This is a genomic window from Neisseria subflava (genome assembly GCF_003044645.1).
GTDB lineage: Bacteria > Pseudomonadota > Gammaproteobacteria > Burkholderiales > Neisseriaceae > Neisseria > Neisseria subflava_B.
Window position 1 is genome coordinate 346,652 of the sequence record NZ_POXL01000002.1, and the last position, 21,705, is coordinate 368,356.

A 21,705-nucleotide genomic window follows, 5' to 3' on the forward strand; every position below is an offset into this window, starting at 1 on the left:
TGAAAGTTTACTGATGCAGAGTTGAGCTGCATCTGTAAAGCCGCAGGTGAAAGCCTGTATTGTTTGTGAAGCGTAAATCTCTGATTTGAGGTATTGGGGCAATCCTGTGGGGGATTGCCTCTTTTTTTATCTGCGCCGTCATGCCACAATGACATCATCCCTTATCCAACCCGATCACGCCATGACTCCGATACTCGCCTTCGACATCGAAACCATTCCCGACGTAAACGGCATCCGCCAGCTTTACGATTTGCCTGCCGATTTGCCCGACAACGAAGTCGTCCTGTTTGCCCAACAGCAACGCCGCGCCAAAACCGGCAGCGACTTTATGCAACACCATCTGCACCAAGTCGTCGCCATCTCCTGCTGTATGCGCTGGGGTCAGGACAAAATCCGCGTCAGCACCATCGGCGATCCCGAAGACAGCGAAGAAGTCATGATTGCCAAGTTCTTCGAGGTCATCGAAAACTATACGCCGCAACTCGTCAGCTGGAACGGCGGCGGTTTCGACCTGCCCGTCCTCCACTACCGCGCCCTGATACACGGCATCAGCGCCGCCCGTTATTGGGACATGGGCGACGGCGACTTTGGCGACAGTCGCGACTTTAAGTGGAACAACTACATCAGCCGCTACCACACCCGCCATTGCGACCTGATGGATTTGCTCGCCCTCTACCAACCGCGTGCCAGCGTGCCTTTGGACGATATGGCCAAACTCTGCGGCTTCCCAGGCAAATTGGGCATGGACGGCAGCAAGGTTTGGGACGCTTATCATGCAGGCCGTCTGAAAGACATCCGCGACTATTGCGAAACCGATGCCGCCAATACCTACCTGATGTACATGCGCTTTCGCATGATGAGCGGCGCGCTCGATGCCGACGAATACGAAGTCGAAATCAAACGCATCAAACACTATCTGGCCGCACAAGCCGAAGAAAAACAACACTGGGCGGAGTTTGTTGCTGCTTGGCGTTAAACCAGGCCGTCTGAACAGCTAAACCAAAAAACCAAAAGGGCGTGATCGACACGCCCTTTTTTATATATTCGACAAACCATGCCCACTAAGCAGGCAAACACCCCAGCGTGATCCTGTCCAATCCTGCCAAATCCTGTTCGGTTGCCACTTCGGCAAAACCGTTCTCCAGCATAATATTCCGCACTGCTTCACCTTGGTCATAGCCATGTTCAAACAGCAGCCAGCCGTTGGCTTTCAGGTATTTTGGGGCTTCTTGGGTAATGTGGCGGATATGGCTGAGGCCGTCTGAAAAGTCGGTCAGCGCGTTTTGCGGTTCAAACCTCAAATCGCCTTGAGACAAATGTTCATCGCCATCCTCGATATACGGCGGATTGGAAACAATCACATCGTATCGGCCTTCAGACGGCCTGTCGGTATCAAACCACGAACCCTGCGCAAACTCGACTTTTGCACCCAATTCGGCCGCATTTTGACGGGCGGTATCCAAAGCACCGACGCTGATATCGGATGCACGAACATCGGCATCAACGCGTTCAAGCGCGACGGTCACGGCAATGGCGCCGCTGCCCGTCCCTAAGTCCCACACACAGCCTTGCGGCGGCAAGCGTTTGAGCACGGCTTCCACCAAATGCTCGGTTTCAGGGCGTGGAATCAGCACATGGGGATTGACGGTAAAGCGTCGTCCGTAGAACTCGCGCTCGCCCAACAGATAGGCCATCGGCTCGCCTTTCAGACGGCGTTGAGCCAAAGCCTTCAAGGCTTGCAGGGCAGAGTCTGCCAAATCGTCCGTACCGCGTGTCACCAGCTGCGCACGCGTGTAACCCAGCGCATATTGCAACAACATCCGCGCTTCGTTTTTGGGCAGTGCCGATTGGCGCAACCATTCATCAAGCGTCATTTTTCGTCCCATCTACCAGCGTTGTGGCTTTTCTCTCCTTATTCTTTCCGGCAAACGTACCGATGGTGGCAACCGCAAATGCGGTATACCACAAATAAAATCCTGCACCGTAGCGCACAATATCCGATGTATTCCCTGCTTCATCGACGTGTACGGCTTTCACACTGAAAGCCACCAGCGCCAAGCCCCAAAGTGCCGCATGGACAGGCACGACCTTCTTCCGCAACGCCAGCAACACAATGGCTGCCAACCAAACATAATTCGCATAGGCCGCACAATACCTGATATCCAAAGAGGCAAATATCGACCCCAAAATCAAAACGGTCAAACCCTTCATGCTTTCATGATTGCCCAAATAAAATGCAACATTGGACAAAGACGCTATCCACAGGGCAACCGACACCAGCAACATCACTATGGGAAAACTTGATTTCCGATTCTGTTCCTGCATGGTTTTATCCTAATGTAAAAGGCCGTCTGAAAACCTTTCAGACGGCCTGCCGTTTAAATTTCGCTACCGCCGACGGTCAGTCCGGCATCAATCCTCAGGGTCGGTTGTCCGACGCCGACAGGCACGCTCTGCCCTTCTTTGCCGCAGACGCCGATACCGCTGTCGAGCGCGGAGTCATTACCTATCATGGAAACGTGTTTCAGCACTTCGGGGCCGTTGCCGATGATGGTCGCGCCTTTGACAGGATATTGCAGCTTGCCGCCTTCCACCCACCACGCTTCGGATGCGCTGAACACGAACTTGCCGCTGGTAATGTCCACTTGTCCGCCGCCGAAATTGACGGCGTAAATACCCTTGTCGATGGACGCGATGATTTCTTCCGGCTCATAGCCGCCGTTTTCCATAAAGGTATTGGTCATGCGCGGCATAGGGGCGGAAGCGTAACTTTCGCGGCGGCCGTTGCCGGTCGATTGCGTGCCCATCAGACGGGCGTTGGTTTCGTCCTGCATATAGCCGACCAAAATACCGTCTTCAATCAATACCGTGCGGCGGGTCTCATTGCCTTCGTCGTCGATATTGAGCGAACCGCGTCTGTCGGCAATATCGCCTTGATCCACAACGGTCACGCCTTTGGCGGCCACGCGCTCGCCGATTCGGCCGGAGAAAACGCTGGTTTCTTTGCGGTTGAAATCGCCTTCCAAACCATGTCCGACCGCTTCGTGCAACAACACGCCCGGCCAGCCGTTGCCCAAAACGACAGTCATCTCGCTGGCAGGCGCAGGACGGGATTCGAGATTGGTCAGCGCTTGTTTGACAGCGGAATCGACAAACCGACAAACCAAGTTTTCATCGAAATACGCCAAATCATAACGTCCGCCGCCGCCCGCACTGCCCTGCTCGCGACGCTCGCCCTGCTTGGCAATGACGGTAACGTTCATGCGCACCATCGGGCGGATATCAGCAGCGTGTTTACCATCCAGACGGGCGATGTACACCATGTCGTATTCGCAGGTCAAACCAGCCATCACTTGCACAATACGCGGATCGGCGGCTTTGGCCAGCGTTTCAACTTTGTTCAACAGCGCGACTTTGGCAGCAGAATCAAGACTGGCAATAGGGTCAATCGCCATGTGGACAGGCTTGCCGTAGGCAGGTGTCGGCACTTTGACATTGGCCTCGCCGCCGGCCGCACCAATCACGCGCACGGCTTTGGCAGAGCGGTTGATTGAATCGATACACAGGCTGTCGGCGTAGGCAAAAGCAGTTTTATCGCCCGAAACGGCACGCACGCCCACACCCTGATCGATTTGAAAGCTGCCCGATTTGACGATGCCTTCTTCCAGATGCCAGCTTTCATAGGCAGTGCGCTGACAATAGATGTCGGCATAATCGACATGGTTGGCGCCGATAATGCTCAGGCTTTGGGCGAGCAAATCGGGGGAAAGGTGGTTGGCTTCGAGCAAATCTCGCTGTACGGCGGCGTAGGTTTGTTGCATAATTTTTCAGACGGCCCGACAAGCAGGCAAAGTTAATTTGGCCTTGATTATACGGTATTTTATATGGCTTTGGATATGTTGATTGCTTGGGTTTATGAGTGATTGAAACAAATCAAAAGGCCGTCTGAAATATAGGGTTGAAATGTTTGCCTTACCCTATTTCAACCAGCCTGTTTGTTTGACGTTCAGACGGCCTTTTCAATCATGGCAAAGACGATACTGAAATTTAATTCTCATACAAAACAATCTATTACAGAAAAATCCCTTATTTTTTTATTTTTGCTATTGATAATAGTTATTATTAGCGTATAATCAAAACCACTCGGAAGACGTCCTAATCCGAGCCATTAAACGACAGATTTTATCCCCCTCTTTCCCATTATCTCTTGATACTCGGAGTGCGCATATACGAAACATACCTGTTCCCCTTTATATCAGATACTCAAAACCGAAAAACATGAAACCCACTGCCGATACAGTGGGTTTCATGTTATGTAGTGTTCAGTTTACCAGACTTGGCCGGCTGCTTATCAGGCCGTCTGAAGCCGAATAGACCTGATTATCGGCAGGTTTTCATGTTCAACTTGCCATAACGGCCGACAATGTTTCTGATGTCTTGAGCATCGCGCTCGTCGACCGCCATGAAGACCACGGTCATGCGCGCCACGCTCAAACCGGTATCGGGTGCGCTTCTGTCTTCCTGTTCGACAATACGCGCACCGCCGAAACCTGCGCTGGACAAGCGTGAAATCAAAACTTGGGCGGAAGAGCGGCTGCGTGTTACGTCAATGCTGATTTCGCCGTTGTGAATGCTGCCGCTAAAGCCGCGGCTGCCCAAGGCATCCAGCTGTGCGGAAGTGTCGCCGTCGGCAGGCAAGACCACGCGGAAAGTTTTGGAAGAAGTCTCGCCACCGGATGCGCCGTTGCGTTTTTCGATACTGCGGCTGGCCGCATGAGGCCATTTGCCCAACAGACCTTTGATGCGGTGGTAATCGTCTTCATCCATCACTACGGTGGCGCTGCTGGTACACAAGCGTTCCACGCCGGCCGCGCCCATCTCTTCTTCGGCGGCACGGCGCTCTTGCGCTTCTTTCTCGCGGCGCATTTTTTCTTTTTTCTCTTTCAACTGCTGCGCTTCTTGCTTTTTACGCAAGGCTTCCGCTTCTTCGGATTCAGGTTCGGCCATAATCAGGCCGTCTGATTCGACCACCACCCAATCGGGTTGCGATGCCTGCTGAGGCTCGGCTTTAGGCGCGTCCAAAGAAGATGGGCGCAATAATTCGTGCGTACCGCCTTCCAAAGCAGATTCGGGTTTGGCGGTTTTATGTTGTGTCTGATAGGCAACCATGCTGCCAAAAACAATGATGTTGAGTGTGACCAAGACCGCAAACAGCCATTTCATGATGCGTTTTCCTTTTTATTGTCCGTTGCGATGGGCAATCCAATGCAAGAGCCCGTGAATCACGAGATTATCGACGATTTTCACTTGATTGTCATGAACGAATGACTCCGGCAGCGCCTGCACGACTCTGGCCGCGCCGCCGCCGGTGATAATGATATCGACTGGTTTGCCCTCGCCCGTTTTGTCTTTCAGACGGCCATGCATCATCATCAACGCGCCGCAAACGGCATCCATCATGCCGCTGGCAATGGCGTTCGGCGTTGTGGTTGGGAACGGATATACCTTGCCGATGGGGCGGTTGAGGTTGGCGGTCTTGAGCGCCATTGCCTCTTTCATCAAGTGGAAACCGGGCATGATGGTGCCGCCGAGATAATGATTGTCTTCCGTCAGCGCGTCGGTAGTTACGGCGGTGCCGCAGCTGACGACGACGCAGGCGTTTTGCGTGAAGCGGCGGCTGCCCAGCGCATTAAACCAGCGGTCGGAACCATGTTCTTCAGGGCGGCGGTAATGGTTGCGGATGCCCAAAGCCTGCGGCATGGAAGACAGCCATTCGACCGGACGGGTCAATTGTTCTTCCACCATCGCTTTTTTGACCGAACCGCACACGGAGCAACCGACAATCTTCACATCGTCATCGGCGAATTGCAGCCATTCTTCACCCAGCTGGGTTAAATCACGATACGGCGCACGGCCGACTTCGGTAAATGTGCCGTTCTCTACCCACGCCCATTTCAACTGACTGTTGCCGCCGTCCAGCAGCAAAAAGCGTTCCGGTTTCGCCGCAGCAGGTTGTGCCGGCCGATTATCCGGACGCAAGCTGATCTCTCCGCTGACGATGGTTTTTTCGCCCTTGTCCGTCAGCAAACGCAACGCACCTTGCGCATCCACGCCTTTAACTACGCCTTCGTGTACAACGCGCCCCTCCTGAAGCAGCAACACTGGCCTGTCCGTGTCACGATTGGCGGCATCGTATTCGCCGACACATGACGCGAATCCGTTTTGCGCGTATTCGCTCAACAGCGCATCAAGTTGCGCCAATACCGCATTCAACAAGGTTTTGACGCTTACACCCTGCTTAGAGGCCGTCTGAAACAAGGCCTGCACGGAAGTGGCGTTTTCCACTTCTTTCGGCAATACAAAATTAATGCCGATGCCGATGACGGCAACAGTCTTATTCTCTACCCGCGCCGTTTCAATCAAAATACCGGCCAATTTATCGTTGGCCACGACCAAATCGTTCGGCCACTTGATATTTACGTCCAAACCGATATCGGCAAGCGCACGGCGGCAAGCCAATGCCACCACCAACGCTAGCGAACCCAGCTCATACTGCGGCTTATCAAACGCCCAGCCCAGGCTGAACATCAGACATTCGCCCTGTCGGTTGACCCAGCTTCGCCCTTGCCGTCCGCGTCCTTTGGTTTGGAAATGCGCCACGCACAAGGCCTTATGCGCCAAATCTGCCGACTGACGCGCCAATACCATAATTTCGTCGTTACTGGACGAACATTCGTGTTTCAACTGCGCACGAAAACCCTGTTTTCCGGCCATTTGTTGTAGAGATTCTTCGGCAAACACAGCCAAAGGGCGCACCAAGCGCCATTGCCCGTCGTGCTGGCGCAGCAAACCGCGGATATGGCCCGGCATCTGCTGCCAGAATCCGTTTAATTGTTGCGGCTTCATCCCGACCACTCGCGCCAACTGAGAAACGTGTTGCGGCAGGCCGTCTGAAAGCGCGGCGAGCAAGGCCCAATGGCGGCTGTTCAAATCCGTCATTCGCCTCCTCCAGCTTCGCGGATTTTCGCCAAAGTTTTGGTGGTCGAAGTCTGGTGTAAAAACGGAATCGAAAATACTTTACCGCCACGCGCAAACGTCTCGGCCGCACCGACAATCTTATCCACAGGCCAGTCGCCGCCTTTAATCAATACATCGGGTTTGACCATTTCAATCAGCGCGGCCGGCGTATCGTCATCAAACCAAGTGACCAAATCCACGCTGGCCAATGCCGCTGCCACTGCCGCGCGGCTTTCCAAAGGATTAATCGGACGGTCGTCCCCTTTGCCCTGACGACGCACCGAAGCATCGGTATTCAACGCCAATACCAAAGCCGCACCGGCCGATCGCGCCTGCGCCAGATACGTTACATGACCCCGGTGGAGAATATCGAAACAGCCGTTGGTAAACACCAGCGGACGGGGCAATGCCGCCAAACGCTCCGCCAGCTTTTCGGGCGGACAGATTTTGGATTCAAATTCTGGAGCTGACCATTCGGACATGATGCGGTTCCTTTGGGAATAAAACAGAAAATAATCGGGGTATTATAAAGGATAACGGCGAAACGCCATAAAAAGATACCGAACGGTATAATATTTAGGCTTGATTGAGTATTCATTGATATTTGATAACACCGCAAACGCCATTTTGCCGATGCCATGATGAAACGGTTTGATAAATACTTTTTTGAAACCCAATTAAATCTGAAGTAAAATTCGGATATAAACGGAAAAAAGCCTGCATACAATATGCAGGCTTTTATCTGGGGTGGCTGATGGGGCTCGAACCCACGACAACTGGAATCACAATCCAGGGCTCTACCAACTGAGCTACAGCCACCGTAAAAATTGGCACGCCCGACAGGAATCGAACCTGTAACCCCCGACTTAGAAGGTCGGTGCTCTATCCGGTTGAGCTACGGGCGCTCATGCCGATTCGTGCGAAGAATTTTGTGGTCGGGGCGGTGGGATTCGAACTCACGACCCTCTGCTCCCAAAGCAGATGCGCTAACCGGGCTGCGCTACGCCCCGACTGAAGACCTGAACTATACAGACCCTTTTTAATCCGGTCAACACCTACTTTGCTTTATTTTTTCATTTTTTGATTATCTTATTATTTTTAATCGTTATTTATTTTTATGCTTCACAATCAGGGCTACTCTTTTGTGTCAGGCCGTCTGAAAAATGCGATAATTTAAACGCAATATTTATCCCTATTGAGGAGGAAAAATCATGGCTGCACAACTTATAGACGGAAAAAAAATCTCCCAGCAACGCATCGAGGCGGTCGCGCAGGCGGTAAAAGCGCGTCAGGAAAAAGGTTTGCACACGCCTTGCTTGGCGGTGGTATTGGTTGGCGACGACCCTGCCAGCGCGGTTTATGTACGCAATAAAAAACTGGCCTGCCAAAAAAGCGGCATCGAATCGCGCTCTTATGAGCTGCCGTCTGAAACCACGCAAGACGATTTGCTGAAACTGGTGGACGAATTGAACGGCGACCCTGCCGTCGACGGTATTTTGGTGCAACTGCCGCTGCCGGCACACATTGACAGCCAAGCGGTTTTGGAGCGTATCGAACCGCATAAAGATGTGGACGGCTTCCACCCTTACAACGTCGGCCGCCTGGTCGTCAAAATGCCGCTGATGCGCCCTTGCACGCCCAAAGGCGTGATGACTTTGTTGGAAGCCTACGGCATCGACCCGAAAGGCAAAAAAGCCGTCGTCGTCGGCGCGTCTAATATTGTCGGCCGCCCGCAGGCGTTGGAATTGCTACTGTCCCGCGCGACGGTAACCATCTGCCACAGCGCCACGCAAAACCTTGCCGATGAAGTTGCGGCCGCAGATATTTTGGTGGTCGGCGTAGGCATTCCGAATTTCGTTAAAGGCGAATGGGTCAAACCCGGCGCCGTCGTTATCGATGTGGGTATCAACCGCTTGGACGACGGCAGCCTGTGCGGCGACGTGGAGTTTGATGTTGCCAAAGAACGCGCATCCATGATTACGCCCGTTCCCGGCGGCGTCGGCCCGATGACGATTGCCACTTTATTGGAAAACACGGTACACGCGGCTTCATTGCACGATTAATCGCTGTCATTAAGTTAGGCCGTCTGAACATGGTTTTTCAGACGGCCTGACCTGTTTTTTTGCTTTTTACCTTATTGGTTTCACATGTCCTTACTCTCTTCCCACACCGACAACCCGACTTTCCGCAACGCTTCCTATATCCTGATGGGTTTGGCTTTGCTGATTGTCTTGCACTACCATTTTCTGCCGCTGCTGCTGTCGGTTATCCTGACCTATATCTTTATTACGCGCACCAACGGAGTCATCCTCAAGCTCCGCCGCCGTGTTTTACCGCGCAACACGCGGCTGCATAAATCGCTCAATGCGCACAATATCAACCTGATTTCCACCACGCTGACTCTGGCCATCGTGTTCAGCATCATCACGATGATGTCTTTGGGTATTTACCACCTGATACACGGCGGCCATGTCGGCTTCATGCTGGCCAAGCTGGCGGCAATTTTGGAAGACACCAAAAACAGCCAAGACCTGCCTGCGGCCATTCTCAATATGCTGCCCAACAATATGGCCGAAATCAAAGCCTCGGCAATCAAGCTGATTGAAGAATACCGCGCCGCGCTGACCCGTATCAGTAAAAACAGCATCACGTCATTCGTGTACATCCTCATCGGCATCATCATCGGCGCCATGCTCAGTTTCCACCGCCTGAAAATGCGTAAAAACCGCCGCAAAATGCCGCTGTTTAAAGCCGAATTGATGCGGCGCATCGTCAATTTTGAAACCAGCTTTGAACGCGTGTTCCTCGCCCAAGTCAAAATCTCGCTGATCGACACCTTCCTGACCGGCCTGTACCTCTACTTGGTTTTACCGCTGTTCGGCGTTGACCTGCCGTTTAAAATGACCGTCCTGATCGTCGCCTTTATCGTCGGCCTGATTCCGGTGGCGGGCAACCTGATTTCCAACACCATCATCATTATTTTGAGCCTCGGTGCATCGCTTTACGTCGCACTTGCCTCGTTGGTTTTCCTTGTTGTCATCCATAAGCTCGAATACTTCCTCAACGCCAAAATCATCGGCTCGGAAATCGAATCCAGCGCATGGGAATTGCTGGTGGCGATGGTCGTTTTTGAACGCATTTTCGGCATCGGCGGCATCATCGTCGCGCCGGTTTATTACGCCTATCTGAAAAACGAATTGAAACTGCGGAAATTGATTTAATCAGTTGCGTTTATACACATCAAAGGCCGTCTGAAAACGACAATCGGGTTTTCAGACGGCCTTTGCTTTACCTTTTCTTACACTTTACGGCATAATGGCAGCCACGCATTTCTAGAAGAAAGATAAAAAATGTCAACCAAAACCCCTTCCCTATTCGGCGGCGCGATGATTATCGCCGGTACGGTTATCGGCGCAGGCATGCTTGCCAACCCGACCGCCACCTCCGGCGTATGGTTTACCGGCTCGCTGGCCGTGTTGCTGTACACCTGGTTTTCCATGCTCTCCAGCGGCCTGATGATTTTGGAAGTCAACACCCATTATCCGCACGGCGCCAGCTTCGACACCATGGTTAAAGACCTGCTCGGCCCGACTTGGAACGTCATCAACGGCGTTGCCGTCGCTTTTGTTTTATACCTGCTCACTTACGCCTACATCTTCGTCGGCGGCGACCTGACCGCCAAAGGCATCGGCAGCGCGGTAGGCAGCGAAATTTCGCTCACCGTCGGCCAACTTGTCTTCTTCGGCATTCTCGCCTTTTGCGTTTGGGCATCCGCACGCTTGGTTGACCGCTTTACCAGCATCCTCATCGGCGGCATGGTATTGACCTTTATTTGGGCAACCGGCGGCCTGATTGCCGATGCCAAAATGCCTATCTTGTTCGACACCCAAGCCCCTGCCGGCACCAGCTACTGGATTTATGTCGCCACCGCCCTGCCCGTCTGCCTTGCCTCATTCGGCTTCCACGGCAACGTTTCCAGCCTGCTCAAATACTTTAAAGGCGACGCGCCCAAAGTGGCCAAATCCCTGTGGTCGGGTACGCTGATTGCCTTGGTGATTTACGTCCTCTGGCAAATCGCCATCCAAGGCAACCTGCCGCGCAACGAGTTCGCACCGGTTATCGCCGCAGAAGGACAAGTTTCCGTCCTGATCGAAACGCTGTCCAAGTTCGCCCAAACCGGCAATATGGACAAAGTGTTGACCCTGTTCTCCTACATGGCGATCGCAACCTCCTTCCTCGGCGTAACGCTCGGCCTGTTCGACTACATTGCCGACATCTTCAAGTGGAACGACAGCATCTCAGGCCGTACCAAAACCGCCGCGCTGACCTTCCTGCCACCTTTGATTTCCTGCCTGCTCTTCCCCACCGGCTTCGTTACCGCCATCGGCTACGTCGGTCTGGCCGCCACCATCTGGACCGGCATCATCCCCGCCATGCTGCTCTACCGCTCGCGTCATAAATTCGGCGCCGGCAAAAACTACAAAGTTTACGGCGGATTCTGGCTGATGGTTTGGGTCTTCCTCTTCGGCATCATCAACATTGCCGCCCAAATACTGAGCCAAATGGAACTCGTTCCCGTATTTAAAGGTTAAATTCCCTTAAGGTCGTCTGAAACACCCTCTTTCAGACGGCCTAATTCATTATTTTCCGCTACAATACCCCCTTTCCCCCAACGAACACCGTCCATGTACGACAATATCCGTTTCCATCTCGACGAAGACTATCCCGACCAGCTCCCGCCCGAAAACGCCGCCACCCACATCGGCATGTACTGGCAGTGGGCGGCGCAGGCAGGCCTCGTCAACCCCGTCTGGCAAACCGCCCCCGAAACCGCAGCCGACTTCGCCGCCATGACCTCGGGCAAAATCAGCGGACGGCACTTCCTGCTCAAACACATGGACGGCGCATTGACGGCTGACGACTTTACCGAACTCGGCCAACGGTTTACCGAGTTCTACTACACCGACGAAGAAGACGGCTACGGCGCATTTATGGAAGACTACGTCCTCGCCCTCGACACGCCCTCGCTCGGCGGCTTCTACCACGTCAAAAACACCCCGGAAACCTTCGCCAAACTGACACCCGTTTTTCAGACGGCCTTTGAAAAATGGAAAAGCAGTTTGAAAGTAGAAAAATAAGAGCCCAAACCATGAAACTCATCATCCTCGACCGCGACGGCGTCATCAACCAAGACCGCGACGATTTCGTCAAATCCGTTGACGAATGGATTCCCATCGAAGGCAGCATGGATGCCATCGCCTTTTTAACGCAGGCAGGCTACACCATCGCCGTGGCCACCAACCAATCCGGTATCGGCCGCAAATACTTTACCGTGCAAGACCTGACCGAAATGCACGCGAAAATGCACCGCCTTGCCGTTCAAGCAGGCGGTACCATCGACGGCATTTGGTTTTGCCCGCACACCGCCGCCGACAACTGCGAATGCCGCAAACCCAAGCCGGGCATGATTATCGACATCATCGAACGCTTCAAGGCCAATGCCGCTGAAACCTGGCTGGTCGGCGACAGCCTGCGCGACCTTCAAGCCATTGATGCCGCAGGCGGCAAATCCGCGCTCGTCCTGACCGGCAAAGGCAAAAAAACGCTGGCCAAACACGAGCAAGACCTCCCCGAACACACCCAAGTCTTCGACAACCTGCTCGCTTTCTCGCAATACATCATGCGTGAAAACACACAAATCGAAGAAGCCGCGCAAGCCATCCTATAAACGACAAGGCCGTCTGAAACCAGCCGACAACGGCGTTCAGACGGCCTTCAAACGACTGACTTTTCCCCGATATGCTGATTATCCGCAACCTGATTTACTGGTTCATCCTTTCCTCTAGCATTATTTTGCTGTTCCCCTTTATACTGCTTGCCCTGCCCTTTCAAGGCGGCGCACACAAAATGGCGCAAATTTGGGTACGCATCCTCAACTGGTCGCTCAAGCACGTCATCGGTTTGAACTACACCTTAAACGGTACGGAAAACATTCCCGACCGCCCTGCCATCATTTGCGCCAAACACCAAAGCGGCTGGGAAACCCTCGCCCTGCAAGAGATTTTTCCGCCGCAAGTCTATGTTGCAAAACGCGAACTTTTCAAAATCCCTTTCTTCGGCTGGGGCTTGAAGCTGGTTAAAACCATCGGCATCGACCGCAGCAACAGCCGCGAAGCCAACAAACAACTCTTAGAACAAGGCCTTGCGCGTAAAAACGAAGGCTATTGGATTACCATTTTCCCCGAAGGCACACGCCTGTCGCCCGGTGAAAAAGGCCGCTACAAACTCGGCGGCGCGCGCATGGCAAAAATGTTCGAGATGGACATCGTCCCCGTCGCGCTCAACAGCGGCGAGTTTTGGCCGCGCAACTCCTTCCTCAAATACCCCGGCACGGTCAGCGTCATCATCGGCAAACCCATTGCCCACAACAACGGCAATGAAGCCGAACTCATGGCCCAATGCGAGCAATGGATCGAAAGCCAACAGCCCCTGATTACCGGACAAGGCCCGTTCGCGCCCAAAACCAAATAAATCATTCCATCGGGTGGGCCACTATGCCCGCCCTTTTCATGCCGTCCAATATTTTTCTCAACATCATGCCCCACCTCCATACCCACACCCTTTCAGACGGCCTCACCATTCATATCCAGCTCAAACGCAGCGCCAAGAAAAACCTCATCTTGCGCCCCATTTCCGCCGATACCGTCAGCATCAATATCCCTCCGTTTGTTACCCAGCACACCTTTACCCAATGGCTGAACGACAACGAAGCCATCCTGCGCCGTACCCTAAACAAGACACCGGCCCGACAAACACCTACCGACTCGCTTCCCGAATGGATTTGGTATCAAGGCGTTCAGACGGCCTTGTCCGTCCACACAGCAAACCACATCCAACTCAGGCCGTCTGAAATCCTGTTGCCCGAAAAAGAAACCGCCGCCCAACTCACCCATTTGCGCCGCTTCCTGCACGAGCGTGCGCGTGAGTATCTGCTGCCGCGCCTCGAAGACCATATCCGAACCACCCGCCTAACCCCGAGCGCCATTTCCCTTTCCAACGCCAAAACCTTCTGGGGCGTTTGCCGCCACACTACCGGCATCCGCCTCAACTGGCGTCTCATCGGCGCGCCCGAATATGTCGCCGACTACGTCTGCCTGCACGAACTCGCCCACCTGCGCCATCCCAACCACAGCCCTGCGTTTTGGGCTCTGAATCACTCGCTCACGCCACATGTCGACCAAGCCAAACAATGGCTGAAGGCGCACGGCGGCGAATTGTTCCACCTCGGCTAAGTCTTTCCAGCAGCATTTTTCTGCAAGCAAACACCAGCCCAAAGCAAAGAATCAACGCCCTCCAAACAAATCATGTAGCCGCGCGTAAAATCAAGTTTATCCGCTTGCCGCCCCTCATACCTGCCGATAAGATGATGTCGTTCTCAAAACCCTTTTCAGAAAGGAAAACCGATGACCAAAGCAAAATCGTTACTGGCCACCGGCATTTTGGCTCTTTTCTCCACCACGGCATTCGCCTCCCCGCTGCCTTCCGAAATCTACCGTCCGGATGGCGCGCATACCATCAAAGCCGATCATCAAGGCGACGGCGAATTTGAATACGAAGCCGAACTTTCCGGCCAACGCAATTCCATTCCTTCCTTGGCCAAAAAAGTGATCGCCCACGCACGCAGCAAAGGTTTCCATGTGGTTGAGTCTGAAATCAAACACGACGATGCCGATCTGAAATTCAAACGCGGCAAACAAGAGCTGGACGTTTCCATCGAAGACAAAGGCCAAGGCCGTATCGAATACAAAGCCGATTTGGACTTGGACAAAAACTAAACTAAATCCGACTCGCAAACAAAGGCCGTCTGAAATCCCATCGGGTTTCAGACGGCCTTTTGTCGTCTTTATCAGATAAAATGGCACTCGATTTGCAAAACTTCCGACTCAAAACATTGTACAATCTGCCCACTTATACCGATAACATTCCAAACATTGCCATGAAAAAACGTCTGCTCCTCCTCGCCATCCTTCCCCTTTCCCTTCACGCCGCCGATGTGCCGCCTGACGTAAAACCCGAGCTTCAAGTCAACACAGCCGAACCCCAGCAACCCGAAGCGCACAACATCCCTGCCGAGCAGACAAACAGGCCGTCTGAAAAAATCATCAACGTCGATGCCGATACCCTGCTTGCCAATACCGAATTACTGGCACGCGCCATGTATTCCGCCGTCGTCGCCCACAACATTCCCGGCATCAAAGCCGTTTTGCCCATTTACGAACAATGGCCCGAACACGACCGTGCCATGGCACGCTATGCCAAAGGCTTGCTTGCCCAATCCGAAGGGCGCGCCGCTGAAGCCGTCGGCCATTACCGTCGCTTTATCGCCGAGCAGCCCGATGCCTCCGCCGTCCGCTGGCAACTTGCGACCGCCTTGTTTGAAGACAAACAAAACGAAGCCGCGGCCGACCAGTTCGACAAACTGCAAACTGAATCCCTCCCTCCTGCCTTGCAAGAACGCCTCGAAACCTACCGCAAAGCCCTGCGCGAACGCGACTCATGGCAATTCAACGCCGGCCTGAACATCACGCGCGAACAAAACATCAACCAAGCTCCCGGCCAACGCCGTCTGGGCAACCACCTGAGCGATGAACAATGCCGCGCCGTGCGCCTTGCCTATCCCGACGACGACTGCTTCCGAGGCTGGACATTCCCCGAACCCATCGATGCCACCGCAGTCCATTACCAAATCGATGCAGAAAAAAAATGGTCGCTGCCACGCGGCTTCTATGCCACGGCAGGCGCAGACCATTACGGCAAAATCTATCCCAAACACACCAACTACAACGACCTCACCACACGCTTCTCGGCAGGCATCGGCTATGCCGACCAGCGCAACGACGTCGGCATTACCCCGTTCCACGAACGCCGCTTCTACGGCAACGACCCCTACACCTACACCAACGGCGCACGCCTCCACTACAACCATTGGTGGCAACCCAAGCTGCAAACCCTCAGCGCATTTGAAGCAGGCCGTCTGAAAAACAGCCGCCGCGAGCATTCCAACAATACCAGCCAACTGCTCAGCAACTCCATCATGTACTACCGCAACGCGCGCCAATACTGGGTGGCCGGTATCGACCTCTACCGCGAACGCAACCGCGACGACAAAAGCGACAGCTTCAACCGCTACGCCCTGCGCACCACATGGGGACAAGAATGGCCCAAAGGTCTCTCCACCATCCTACGCCTCAGCGCCGCCCAACGCCGTTACCAAGCCCCCGGCTTCTTCAGCAACGAACAAAACCGCCGCGACAAAGAAGCCTCCGCCTCCCTGACCGTATGGCACCGCGCCCTCCATTTCAAAGGCATCACCCCGCGCCTGACCATTGCCCACAACAAAACATGGAGCAACGACAAGTTCTACGAATACGGCAAATCCAGAATGTTTGTCGAATTGAGCAAAACATTCTGACAAGTACGTTGAATCCGCGAATCAAGCATAAATACCGCCACACCTGCTTATTTTCAAACCGTTACGCATACTAAACGAGTATCTTGTCGAGTGCGTTTCAATATATAGAAAATATGTTTATCGAATAGATATATTAACAATCTGAGAAATATTACATCATCGAGCGTTATGTATTCAAAAGCATCGTCTCAATAGTAACAGGAAGTGGCCTCTGCCTAATGATATTTAATCAATAACATCATTATTATATTCTAAACGGCATATTTGTTTTTCTTTATCTCCATCAAACCAAAAACGAAAATAATAGGGAGAATAATCTAGAGCATTACTTAATTCATATTCTGGATTAGGGCTTTCAAAAAGGTAATTTGGAATATTTTTAAATACCTCAATATGGGCAGAAGAACCATCTAATAATTTAATCTCAAACAATTTATTATCAGAAGAAACATAAACTGCACCAACTTTTTTCATTGAGATAGGATTCTTACTTTTACTACTTAATGAATATGCATTTAATACTAGATATTCTGATTTCAAATCTTGAATATTCATATTTTTTGACTTAATGAGCTGCTGAATTTCTTTGTATGTGTCTTTCCAATACTCCAGTTCGTGTATATATCCATCAGATATACTTCTGAATTGAATAGACATTCTATCTGAAGGATACAGAAAATTTTTAACTCTTTTACCTTTTTCATCTTTACATTCAATCCATTCTGAATCCGTAGCATTGAGTAAGTCTAAAATACGATCCTGAGCGAAATCCGAAAGAATATTTTCACTTTTTGTTACTTTATTGATTGGAATTAATAGCTTAGTATCAGGCTTCTGTTGTCTGTTTTCTAAAACGGTATCAGTACGTCTCTCCTGTGCCTGGTTCTTTTGCCCATCATGTTCGGCCTGAGTGCAAGCAATACAAAATAAAAAACAACAAGATAATGTAGTTTGTTTAATTCTCATAATTTACCCCTTTGAAATATTATCGACCCATTACAGACCAATGAGGATCATCCTCTCCTGGTTTACTTGCTTTGGTATCAAAATGAAAAACTTTGTAGGTTTTACCTACTTCGATCATGTCTCTTTTTGATTTAATTACTACTGGTTGACCTGAAGAAACCTTTGCAAAATATCCCTCTTCATCTTTACCCAAACAGCCAAAACCCAAACACAGGATTTCGGCTGTTTTCATGCCAGATACCCCATAAGCGGGTATCCAAGAGGGATTAAGGGGGTATTTGAGTAGAATCAGTGGATATTTGAAACAAAAACAGCCGAAAATCTTTGTTTAGGTTTCGGCTGTCGAGGGGAAGGAATTTTGTAAAGGGCTAAGGCCGTCTGAAAGGAATTTTATTCATACAGCATTGCTATAAAACTACTTATAGATTATAAAGATAATTAATTGTTACAATTTTTAATAATAATTGATTTAGGTATCTTCTTAATTAAATTAGTAAAATCATTTCTAACCTCAGTATGATTAATATTTAATTCTTTCTTATTAATTAGTATATATATATTTCTTTTATCTTTAGAAATATAACCATCCTTAAACTTAAACTCTTTATACGTACCTGAACTTAACTTATTTCCCTTTTTAAAATTATATACATACAAAGACTTACCTGTCTCCCCATAGTAAATTGAAGTAATAAAACAATGATTTAATCTATCTTTAAATAGTTTTAGTTCCCCTCCCTCTAAACTTGACTCTTCATCATCAAGTTCAGAAGTAAAAATTAAATTTACTCCGTATGCATTTTGACATAATAAGACAAAGAATGTAAATATTGCTAGCATTATATTTAATGATTTCATAACAACTCCATCTAAATATCATATTTAACAGCCAAAGGATCGCCACCAGCAGCTTTTACAGCTGCTCTTAGTTGAGCCATATTTTTACCAACCTTCAATTCGAAATGAGGATAATCCTTAAATTTTCTCCAATTTCCTCCCCATGCTAACCCCTCTTCAATTCCTACATGTGCGATCAATTTCAGTAATCTAATATTCTCTGCATCATCTTCCATGTGGATCCTACCATCTTGCCAGATTGGAAACACATCTATTGCGAGTCCAAAATTATGATTACTTTGCCCTCCTTTTGCATTTGTTACTTTTGATCCAGGCATTGTTCTTCCTTTGGCATACAGCTCATCCTGTTCTCTATATGTCCTATATCCCTGTACAATTCTTAATTTAATTTGATGTTGTTCATACACTTTTTTAATAAACCTTCTCACTTTATCTTGAAATTGAGGATGAAGTTTATTAATTTTTGTTTCATTTTGATCATGTATTTCTCTATTCTTCTTAACCACCGTAACAGGCTTCCCATCCACGGAATTTACTTGCTTTACCTCCTTTTTCTGTCTTGGTTGGGGAGGAGTTTGTTTTTCTCCGTTATCGTCCTTTGGTCGACTAGCTGTTCCTGTAGCAGAGGAAGGACTCATCTGCACTTTTCTTGCAGATGGTTGGTTACCTGTTTCTTGTGCCTTAGGTTTTTCTATTTTTACCTCCCTATTTCCTGTTTGAGTATTTGCTTCCGTATTAACGGTAGATTTTGTTTGTACTTTCTCGGCAGGTGGCTGCGTGTTTGTTTCCCGTGCCTTAGGCCGATCTATTTTCACTTCCCCGTTTTCTTTTCTCGCAACAGGTCTACCTGTTTTTGCAGGAAGCCGGATTTTTTGTCCGATATAGATTTTATTGGGATCTGTAATTTTTGGGTTTGCATGAAGCAATGCTTCTACGGTTGTTCCTAACTTTTGGGCAATCTTTGTCAAAGTCTCCCCTTTTTTGACCTTGTGATACATTCCTGCATAGTTTCCGGGTTTTCCATCCGGTTTCAATATAACTCTTTGCTTGAGATACGGGCTGATAAGTTTCGTAATAATCTCCGTTACCAAAAGCATACCTTGTATATTTGCCTTAGGCATACGCTTGCCTGCGCTTTGGTTAATTTTAATCGTTACGTCTTTGCCTGCATGTTGGTATGGAATTTCTTTGGTTTTACCTTCTTGATCGGTTTTCCCTTGGACAATAACTTTTTCCTGACCTTGTTTGTTATGCGTAATTTCATATGGAACATCCGGGATAGCCTGTCCGTCAAGATTAACTATTTGCAATCTTTTTGATTTGTTCGCATTTTTATATCTATACCATTTGAAATCATCATTTTCAGTACCTGAAATTTTGACTTCTTCTAAAAGATTAAAGTCCCATAACGACGGTACTCGCTTATATTTATGAGGCATTCTTTGACTCAAGTAAAGCTGAGCCTTAGGACTGTAATATAATACGACTTTTCCTGTAGGGTCTTTGATAATCCCATCATATATAGGCTTGACCGCAGCAATAATTTGCAAAGCCAATGAGGATGGATTTCCCGTCGATAGGGAGTTATATACATTTAAAAAAGGTTGGTTTTTTTCTTTTGCTGCATCAAAGCCTGTTTTCAATATTATATCTGTAATTGTTTGGTAGTCTCTCCATTCTTTATACTTAAATCGGTTCATTATTACATGGGCAATCGCCTTCCAGGAAGCACGACTGCTATTGGCAGCTTCGCCAGCAATCGTAGAAACAAAAAGGATAAATTCCTTAGAATATTGTGACATTACCAATCTCCGAATTATTTCACACAAGGATTATCAATGACCATATCGACTGATTCATAAACATGATTTAAATAACTCATAGCTACTTTTTTTTGTTTAAACTTTCCTTGAACTATTGATTGCAAAGATACAACATCCTTTGCAAAATTAAATTGCTTACTATGTTTTAAAATAATCTTTAGTGGTTTTGGCTGGAAAAATTTATAAAAATAAATACCTGATTTATCCGCAGTCATGATACATTTTGTATGCGCGTCTATAGTAATAACTCCTGATACTGTTTGAGGCTTATGGACTCCATCAACCAAAACTAAATATGAATTATACGAGCCTAGATTAATATTCAATGCAAAAATATCCTCAATCCATTTGTATGTCGCTTTGTCTTTTGGGATGTCTCCAATAATTGCCTTCTCATTAAGATAGAAAGCGCATTCATTTGTTTTTTCATTACACTCCCTAGTTATTTTTAATGTATTATTTGGAGAAACAAAGGTTTTCTGGCTGGCAAGACTTACTGCATTCGCAGTTAGTAATATGTAAATTAAGAATAATTTTTTAAGTTTAAGCTGTAGCATTTTGCCATTTATTCCTTATCTAAATTATCAAAATCATCACTGCATAAGTAATCATCTTGTTCTATGTAAGTTTCATCCTCAGACAAAACCCAATCTCCTCCTCCTACAAAAAAATTGGCATATTCTTCTGTGGCTGAAGTGATTCGTCCGGTTCTTCCATATTCATCAAGGTTTCCTTCAAATTCCTCCCCGCTTTCAGTAAGTACAAAATATTTTAGAGATGTTAAATCCCCAAATCCTTCAAAACTTTCAGCAAAATCCAATCTATTGCTGTAACGCTTAATTGCGCCAACTTGAGTGAATTTGAAGTTAGTGCTATTCGCCCCATTCACCACCAACGGCGCCCTCACCCGCACCACCTTCGGACTTCCGATTTCAACTTCCCCGTTGCTCAGTTTGATATACGCCCCCTTGCAGGTAATCAGTATCTCTTCTTTCGCCGCTATGGTGACTTTCCCTGCACTGCTGGTTAACGTTGCATCCTTTAAGGCATTCAGCTGCAATTCGTCATTCTGTGCCTGTACTTCTACTTTGCCCTGATTGGCCTGCATCTTGATGCCGCTGCTTTGCGCAAACAGGTTGAGGCTCTCTGCCGCATGGGCGGTCAGGCTTTGTCCTACGGTAATGTCGGTATTTGCCCCGCTGACCAGGTGGATGTTTTCATTGGCGGTGTGCAGTTGGCTTTGCTCTGTTGCGGTGGCGATGCCGGCGGGGGCGGTTTGGATCAAGCCGGCCTCTTTCAGGTCTTTAAGGGCGTCTTTCAGACGGCCCCTTTGGGTTTCTTCATCGGTGTTATGGTTGTTGGCGGTTTGGGCGGCTTTGTTCAGGCTTTTGGCCAGGGAGAGTGCTTGTTCGAGTTGGGCGACGGCATCGTCCATATCCAGTACTTTGCCGCCGGCGTCTTGGTTTTGTGCGCTGACGAGTATGCCCTTGCCTGCCCGTACCGCACCCCAACCGTCGGTTCTCAATTCGAAGCCTTCGCCGTTCTCTCCGCGTTTCTCACGATTTGAGT

Annotated in this window: 22 protein-coding genes and 3 tRNA genes; 10 read left to right on the forward strand and 15 right to left on the reverse strand. The window is 49.7% G+C overall.

The window, feature by feature from the left end; genetic code table 11:
- Window positions 1–181: 181 nt before the first annotated feature.
- A complete protein-coding gene (locus tag DBY97_RS03545; protein WP_039863832.1) occupies window positions 182–976 on the forward strand; it encodes a 3'-5' exonuclease in 795 nt (264 codons plus the stop codon).
- Window positions 977–1,061: 85 nt separating this feature from the next.
- Here DBY97_RS03545 and prmC read toward each other — a convergent pair whose 3' ends face one another.
- The 9 genes from prmC to DBY97_RS03595 all read right to left on the reverse strand — a co-directional run bounded on the left by prmC (window position 1,062) and on the right by DBY97_RS03595 (window position 8,027).
- Window positions 1,062–1,874: a peptide chain release factor N(5)-glutamine methyltransferase gene (gene prmC, locus DBY97_RS03550; RefSeq protein WP_107857441.1), complete on the reverse strand. Its 813-nt coding sequence runs from the start codon at window positions 1,872–1,874 to the stop codon at window positions 1,062–1,064.
- Window positions 1,864–2,325, reverse strand: a complete 462-nt coding sequence (locus DBY97_RS03555) for a hypothetical protein (RefSeq protein ID WP_107857442.1) — start codon at window positions 2,323–2,325, stop codon at window positions 1,864–1,866. The genes prmC and DBY97_RS03555 overlap by 11 nt, the downstream gene beginning before the upstream one ends.
- Window positions 2,326–2,378: 53 nt before the next feature.
- The gene (gene tldD, locus DBY97_RS03560; RefSeq protein ID WP_107857443.1) at window positions 2,379–3,821 is read right to left on the reverse strand and encodes a metalloprotease TldD; all 1,443 of its coding nucleotides are present in this window, start codon (window positions 3,819–3,821) and stop codon (window positions 2,379–2,381) included.
- Window positions 3,822–4,380: 559 nt separating this feature from the next.
- Window positions 4,381–5,223, reverse strand: a complete 843-nt coding sequence (locus DBY97_RS03565) for a cell division protein (protein WP_107857444.1) — start codon at window positions 5,221–5,223, stop codon at window positions 4,381–4,383.
- A gap of 15 nt (window positions 5,224–5,238) precedes the next feature.
- Window positions 5,239–6,999 (reverse strand): bifunctional biotin--[acetyl-CoA-carboxylase] ligase/type III pantothenate kinase, encoded by a 1,761-nt coding sequence (locus tag DBY97_RS03570; RefSeq protein WP_107857445.1) that lies wholly within the window; start codon window positions 6,997–6,999, stop codon window positions 5,239–5,241.
- Window positions 6,996–7,502 carry an adenylyltransferase/cytidyltransferase family protein gene (locus DBY97_RS03575; RefSeq protein WP_107857446.1) on the reverse strand — a complete coding sequence of 169 codons (507 nt, stop codon included), beginning with the start codon at window positions 7,500–7,502 and terminating at the stop codon, window positions 6,996–6,998. The genes DBY97_RS03570 and DBY97_RS03575 overlap by 4 nt, the downstream gene beginning before the upstream one ends.
- Before the next feature lie 258 nt (window positions 7,503–7,760).
- Window positions 7,761–7,836 (reverse strand) — tRNA-His (locus tag DBY97_RS03585).
- Between the two features lie 9 nt (window positions 7,837–7,845).
- Window positions 7,846–7,922, reverse strand: a tRNA-Arg gene (locus tag DBY97_RS03590).
- 27 nt (window positions 7,923–7,949) lie between these two features.
- Window positions 7,950–8,027 (reverse strand) — tRNA-Pro (locus tag DBY97_RS03595).
- Between the two features lie 201 nt (window positions 8,028–8,228).
- Between DBY97_RS03595 and folD the strand changes: the two genes are divergently transcribed.
- The 9 genes from folD to DBY97_RS03640 all read left to right on the forward strand — a co-directional run bounded on the left by folD (window position 8,229) and on the right by DBY97_RS03640 (window position 16,489).
- Complete coding sequence (folD, locus tag DBY97_RS03600) at window positions 8,229–9,080, forward strand: bifunctional methylenetetrahydrofolate dehydrogenase/methenyltetrahydrofolate cyclohydrolase FolD (RefSeq protein WP_049336906.1); 852 nt, start codon at window positions 8,229–8,231, stop codon at window positions 9,078–9,080.
- A gap of 84 nt (window positions 9,081–9,164) precedes the next feature.
- On the forward strand, window positions 9,165–10,238 hold the full coding sequence (locus tag DBY97_RS03605) for an AI-2E family transporter (protein ID WP_107857447.1): 1,074 nt from the start codon (window positions 9,165–9,167) through the stop codon (window positions 10,236–10,238).
- A gap of 129 nt (window positions 10,239–10,367) precedes the next feature.
- A complete protein-coding gene (locus DBY97_RS03610) occupies window positions 10,368–11,609 on the forward strand; it encodes an aromatic amino acid transporter (RefSeq protein ID WP_107857448.1) in 1,242 nt (413 codons plus the stop codon).
- Between the two features lie 93 nt (window positions 11,610–11,702).
- The gene (locus DBY97_RS03615) at window positions 11,703–12,155 is read left to right on the forward strand and encodes a cell surface protein (protein ID WP_107857449.1); all 453 of its coding nucleotides are present in this window, start codon (window positions 11,703–11,705) and stop codon (window positions 12,153–12,155) included.
- An 11-nt stretch (window positions 12,156–12,166) separates the two neighbouring features.
- Window positions 12,167–12,745: a D-glycero-beta-D-manno-heptose 1,7-bisphosphate 7-phosphatase gene (gene gmhB / locus DBY97_RS03620; RefSeq protein ID WP_039862535.1), complete on the forward strand. Its 579-nt coding sequence runs from the start codon at window positions 12,167–12,169 to the stop codon at window positions 12,743–12,745.
- A 71-nt stretch (window positions 12,746–12,816) separates the two neighbouring features.
- Window positions 12,817–13,548: a lysophospholipid acyltransferase family protein gene (locus tag DBY97_RS03625; protein ID WP_107857450.1), complete on the forward strand. Its 732-nt coding sequence runs from the start codon at window positions 12,817–12,819 to the stop codon at window positions 13,546–13,548.
- Between the two features lie 23 nt (window positions 13,549–13,571).
- On the forward strand, window positions 13,572–14,309 hold the full coding sequence (locus tag DBY97_RS03630) for a M48 family metallopeptidase (RefSeq protein ID WP_432760701.1): 738 nt from the start codon (window positions 13,572–13,574) through the stop codon (window positions 14,307–14,309).
- Window positions 14,310–14,480: 171 nt separating this feature from the next.
- A complete protein-coding gene (locus tag DBY97_RS03635) occupies window positions 14,481–14,852 on the forward strand; it encodes a hypothetical protein (RefSeq protein ID WP_107857451.1) in 372 nt (123 codons plus the stop codon).
- Window positions 14,853–15,013: 161 nt separating this feature from the next.
- Entirely contained in the window at window positions 15,014–16,489 is a 1,476-nt protein-coding gene (locus DBY97_RS03640) for a surface lipoprotein assembly modifier (RefSeq protein ID WP_234394516.1), read from the forward strand.
- 225 nt (window positions 16,490–16,714) lie between these two features.
- Here the strand turns inward: DBY97_RS03640 and DBY97_RS03645 are convergent, their stop codons facing one another.
- From DBY97_RS03645 to DBY97_RS03670, 6 genes are all read right to left on the reverse strand, one after another.
- A complete protein-coding gene (locus DBY97_RS03645) occupies window positions 16,715–17,455 on the reverse strand; it encodes a hypothetical protein (protein ID WP_107857453.1) in 741 nt (246 codons plus the stop codon).
- A gap of 19 nt (window positions 17,456–17,474) precedes the next feature.
- Entirely contained in the window at window positions 17,475–17,687 is a 213-nt protein-coding gene (locus DBY97_RS03650; RefSeq protein ID WP_107857454.1) for a hypothetical protein, read from the reverse strand.
- A 206-nt stretch (window positions 17,688–17,893) separates the two neighbouring features.
- Entirely contained in the window at window positions 17,894–18,313 is a 420-nt protein-coding gene (locus DBY97_RS03655; RefSeq protein ID WP_107857455.1) for a hypothetical protein, read from the reverse strand.
- A gap of 11 nt (window positions 18,314–18,324) precedes the next feature.
- Window positions 18,325–20,115, reverse strand: a complete 1,791-nt coding sequence (locus tag DBY97_RS03660) for a M15 family metallopeptidase (protein ID WP_107857456.1) — start codon at window positions 20,113–20,115, stop codon at window positions 18,325–18,327.
- Window positions 20,116–20,129: 14 nt separating this feature from the next.
- Window positions 20,130–20,693, reverse strand: coding sequence for a hypothetical protein (locus DBY97_RS03665; RefSeq protein ID WP_107857457.1), 564 nt, complete (start codon window positions 20,691–20,693; stop codon window positions 20,130–20,132).
- A gap of 8 nt (window positions 20,694–20,701) precedes the next feature.
- Window positions 20,702–21,705, reverse strand: a 1,004-nt coding sequence (locus tag DBY97_RS03670; protein WP_107857475.1) for a DUF2345 domain-containing protein, incomplete at its 5' end; no start/stop codon positions are given.

Coding starts and splice junctions, on each gene's coding strand:
- DBY97_RS03665 (WP_107857457.1), bottom strand. CDS start 20,693: ATGCTACAGCTTAAACTTAAAAAATTATTCTTAATTTACATATTACTA.
- DBY97_RS03555 (WP_107857442.1), bottom strand. CDS start 2,325: ATGCAGGAACAGAATCGGAAATCAAGTTTTCCCATAGTGATGTTGCTG.
- DBY97_RS03615 (WP_107857449.1), top strand. CDS start 11,703: ATGTACGACAATATCCGTTTCCATCTCGACGAAGACTATCCCGACCAG.
- DBY97_RS03655 (WP_107857455.1), bottom strand. CDS start 18,313: ATGAAATCATTAAATATAATGCTAGCAATATTTACATTCTTTGTCTTA.
- gmhB (WP_039862535.1), top strand. CDS start 12,167: ATGAAACTCATCATCCTCGACCGCGACGGCGTCATCAACCAAGACCGC.
- DBY97_RS03640 (WP_234394516.1), top strand. CDS start 15,014: ATGAAAAAACGTCTGCTCCTCCTCGCCATCCTTCCCCTTTCCCTTCAC.
- DBY97_RS03625 (WP_107857450.1), top strand. CDS start 12,817: ATGCTGATTATCCGCAACCTGATTTACTGGTTCATCCTTTCCTCTAGC.
- DBY97_RS03630 (WP_432760701.1), top strand. CDS start 13,572: ATGCCCGCCCTTTTCATGCCGTCCAATATTTTTCTCAACATCATGCCC.
- DBY97_RS03645 (WP_107857453.1), bottom strand. CDS start 17,455: ATGAGAATTAAACAAACTACATTATCTTGTTGTTTTTTATTTTGTATT.
- DBY97_RS03545 (WP_039863832.1), top strand. CDS start 182: ATGACTCCGATACTCGCCTTCGACATCGAAACCATTCCCGACGTAAAC.
- DBY97_RS03570 (WP_107857445.1), bottom strand. CDS start 6,999: ATGACGGATTTGAACAGCCGCCATTGGGCCTTGCTCGCCGCGCTTTCA.
- folD (WP_049336906.1), top strand. CDS start 8,229: ATGGCTGCACAACTTATAGACGGAAAAAAAATCTCCCAGCAACGCATC.
- DBY97_RS03610 (WP_107857448.1), top strand. CDS start 10,368: ATGTCAACCAAAACCCCTTCCCTATTCGGCGGCGCGATGATTATCGCC.
- DBY97_RS03635 (WP_107857451.1), top strand. CDS start 14,481: ATGACCAAAGCAAAATCGTTACTGGCCACCGGCATTTTGGCTCTTTTC.
- DBY97_RS03565 (WP_107857444.1), bottom strand. CDS start 5,223: ATGAAATGGCTGTTTGCGGTCTTGGTCACACTCAACATCATTGTTTTT.
- DBY97_RS03660 (WP_107857456.1), bottom strand. CDS start 20,115: ATGTCACAATATTCTAAGGAATTTATCCTTTTTGTTTCTACGATTGCT.
- prmC (WP_107857441.1), bottom strand. CDS start 1,874: ATGACGCTTGATGAATGGTTGCGCCAATCGGCACTGCCCAAAAACGAA.
- DBY97_RS03650 (WP_107857454.1), bottom strand. CDS start 17,687: ATGAAAACAGCCGAAATCCTGTGTTTGGGTTTTGGCTGTTTGGGTAAA.
- tldD (WP_107857443.1), bottom strand. CDS start 3,821: ATGCAACAAACCTACGCCGCCGTACAGCGAGATTTGCTCGAAGCCAAC.
- DBY97_RS03605 (WP_107857447.1), top strand. CDS start 9,165: ATGTCCTTACTCTCTTCCCACACCGACAACCCGACTTTCCGCAACGCT.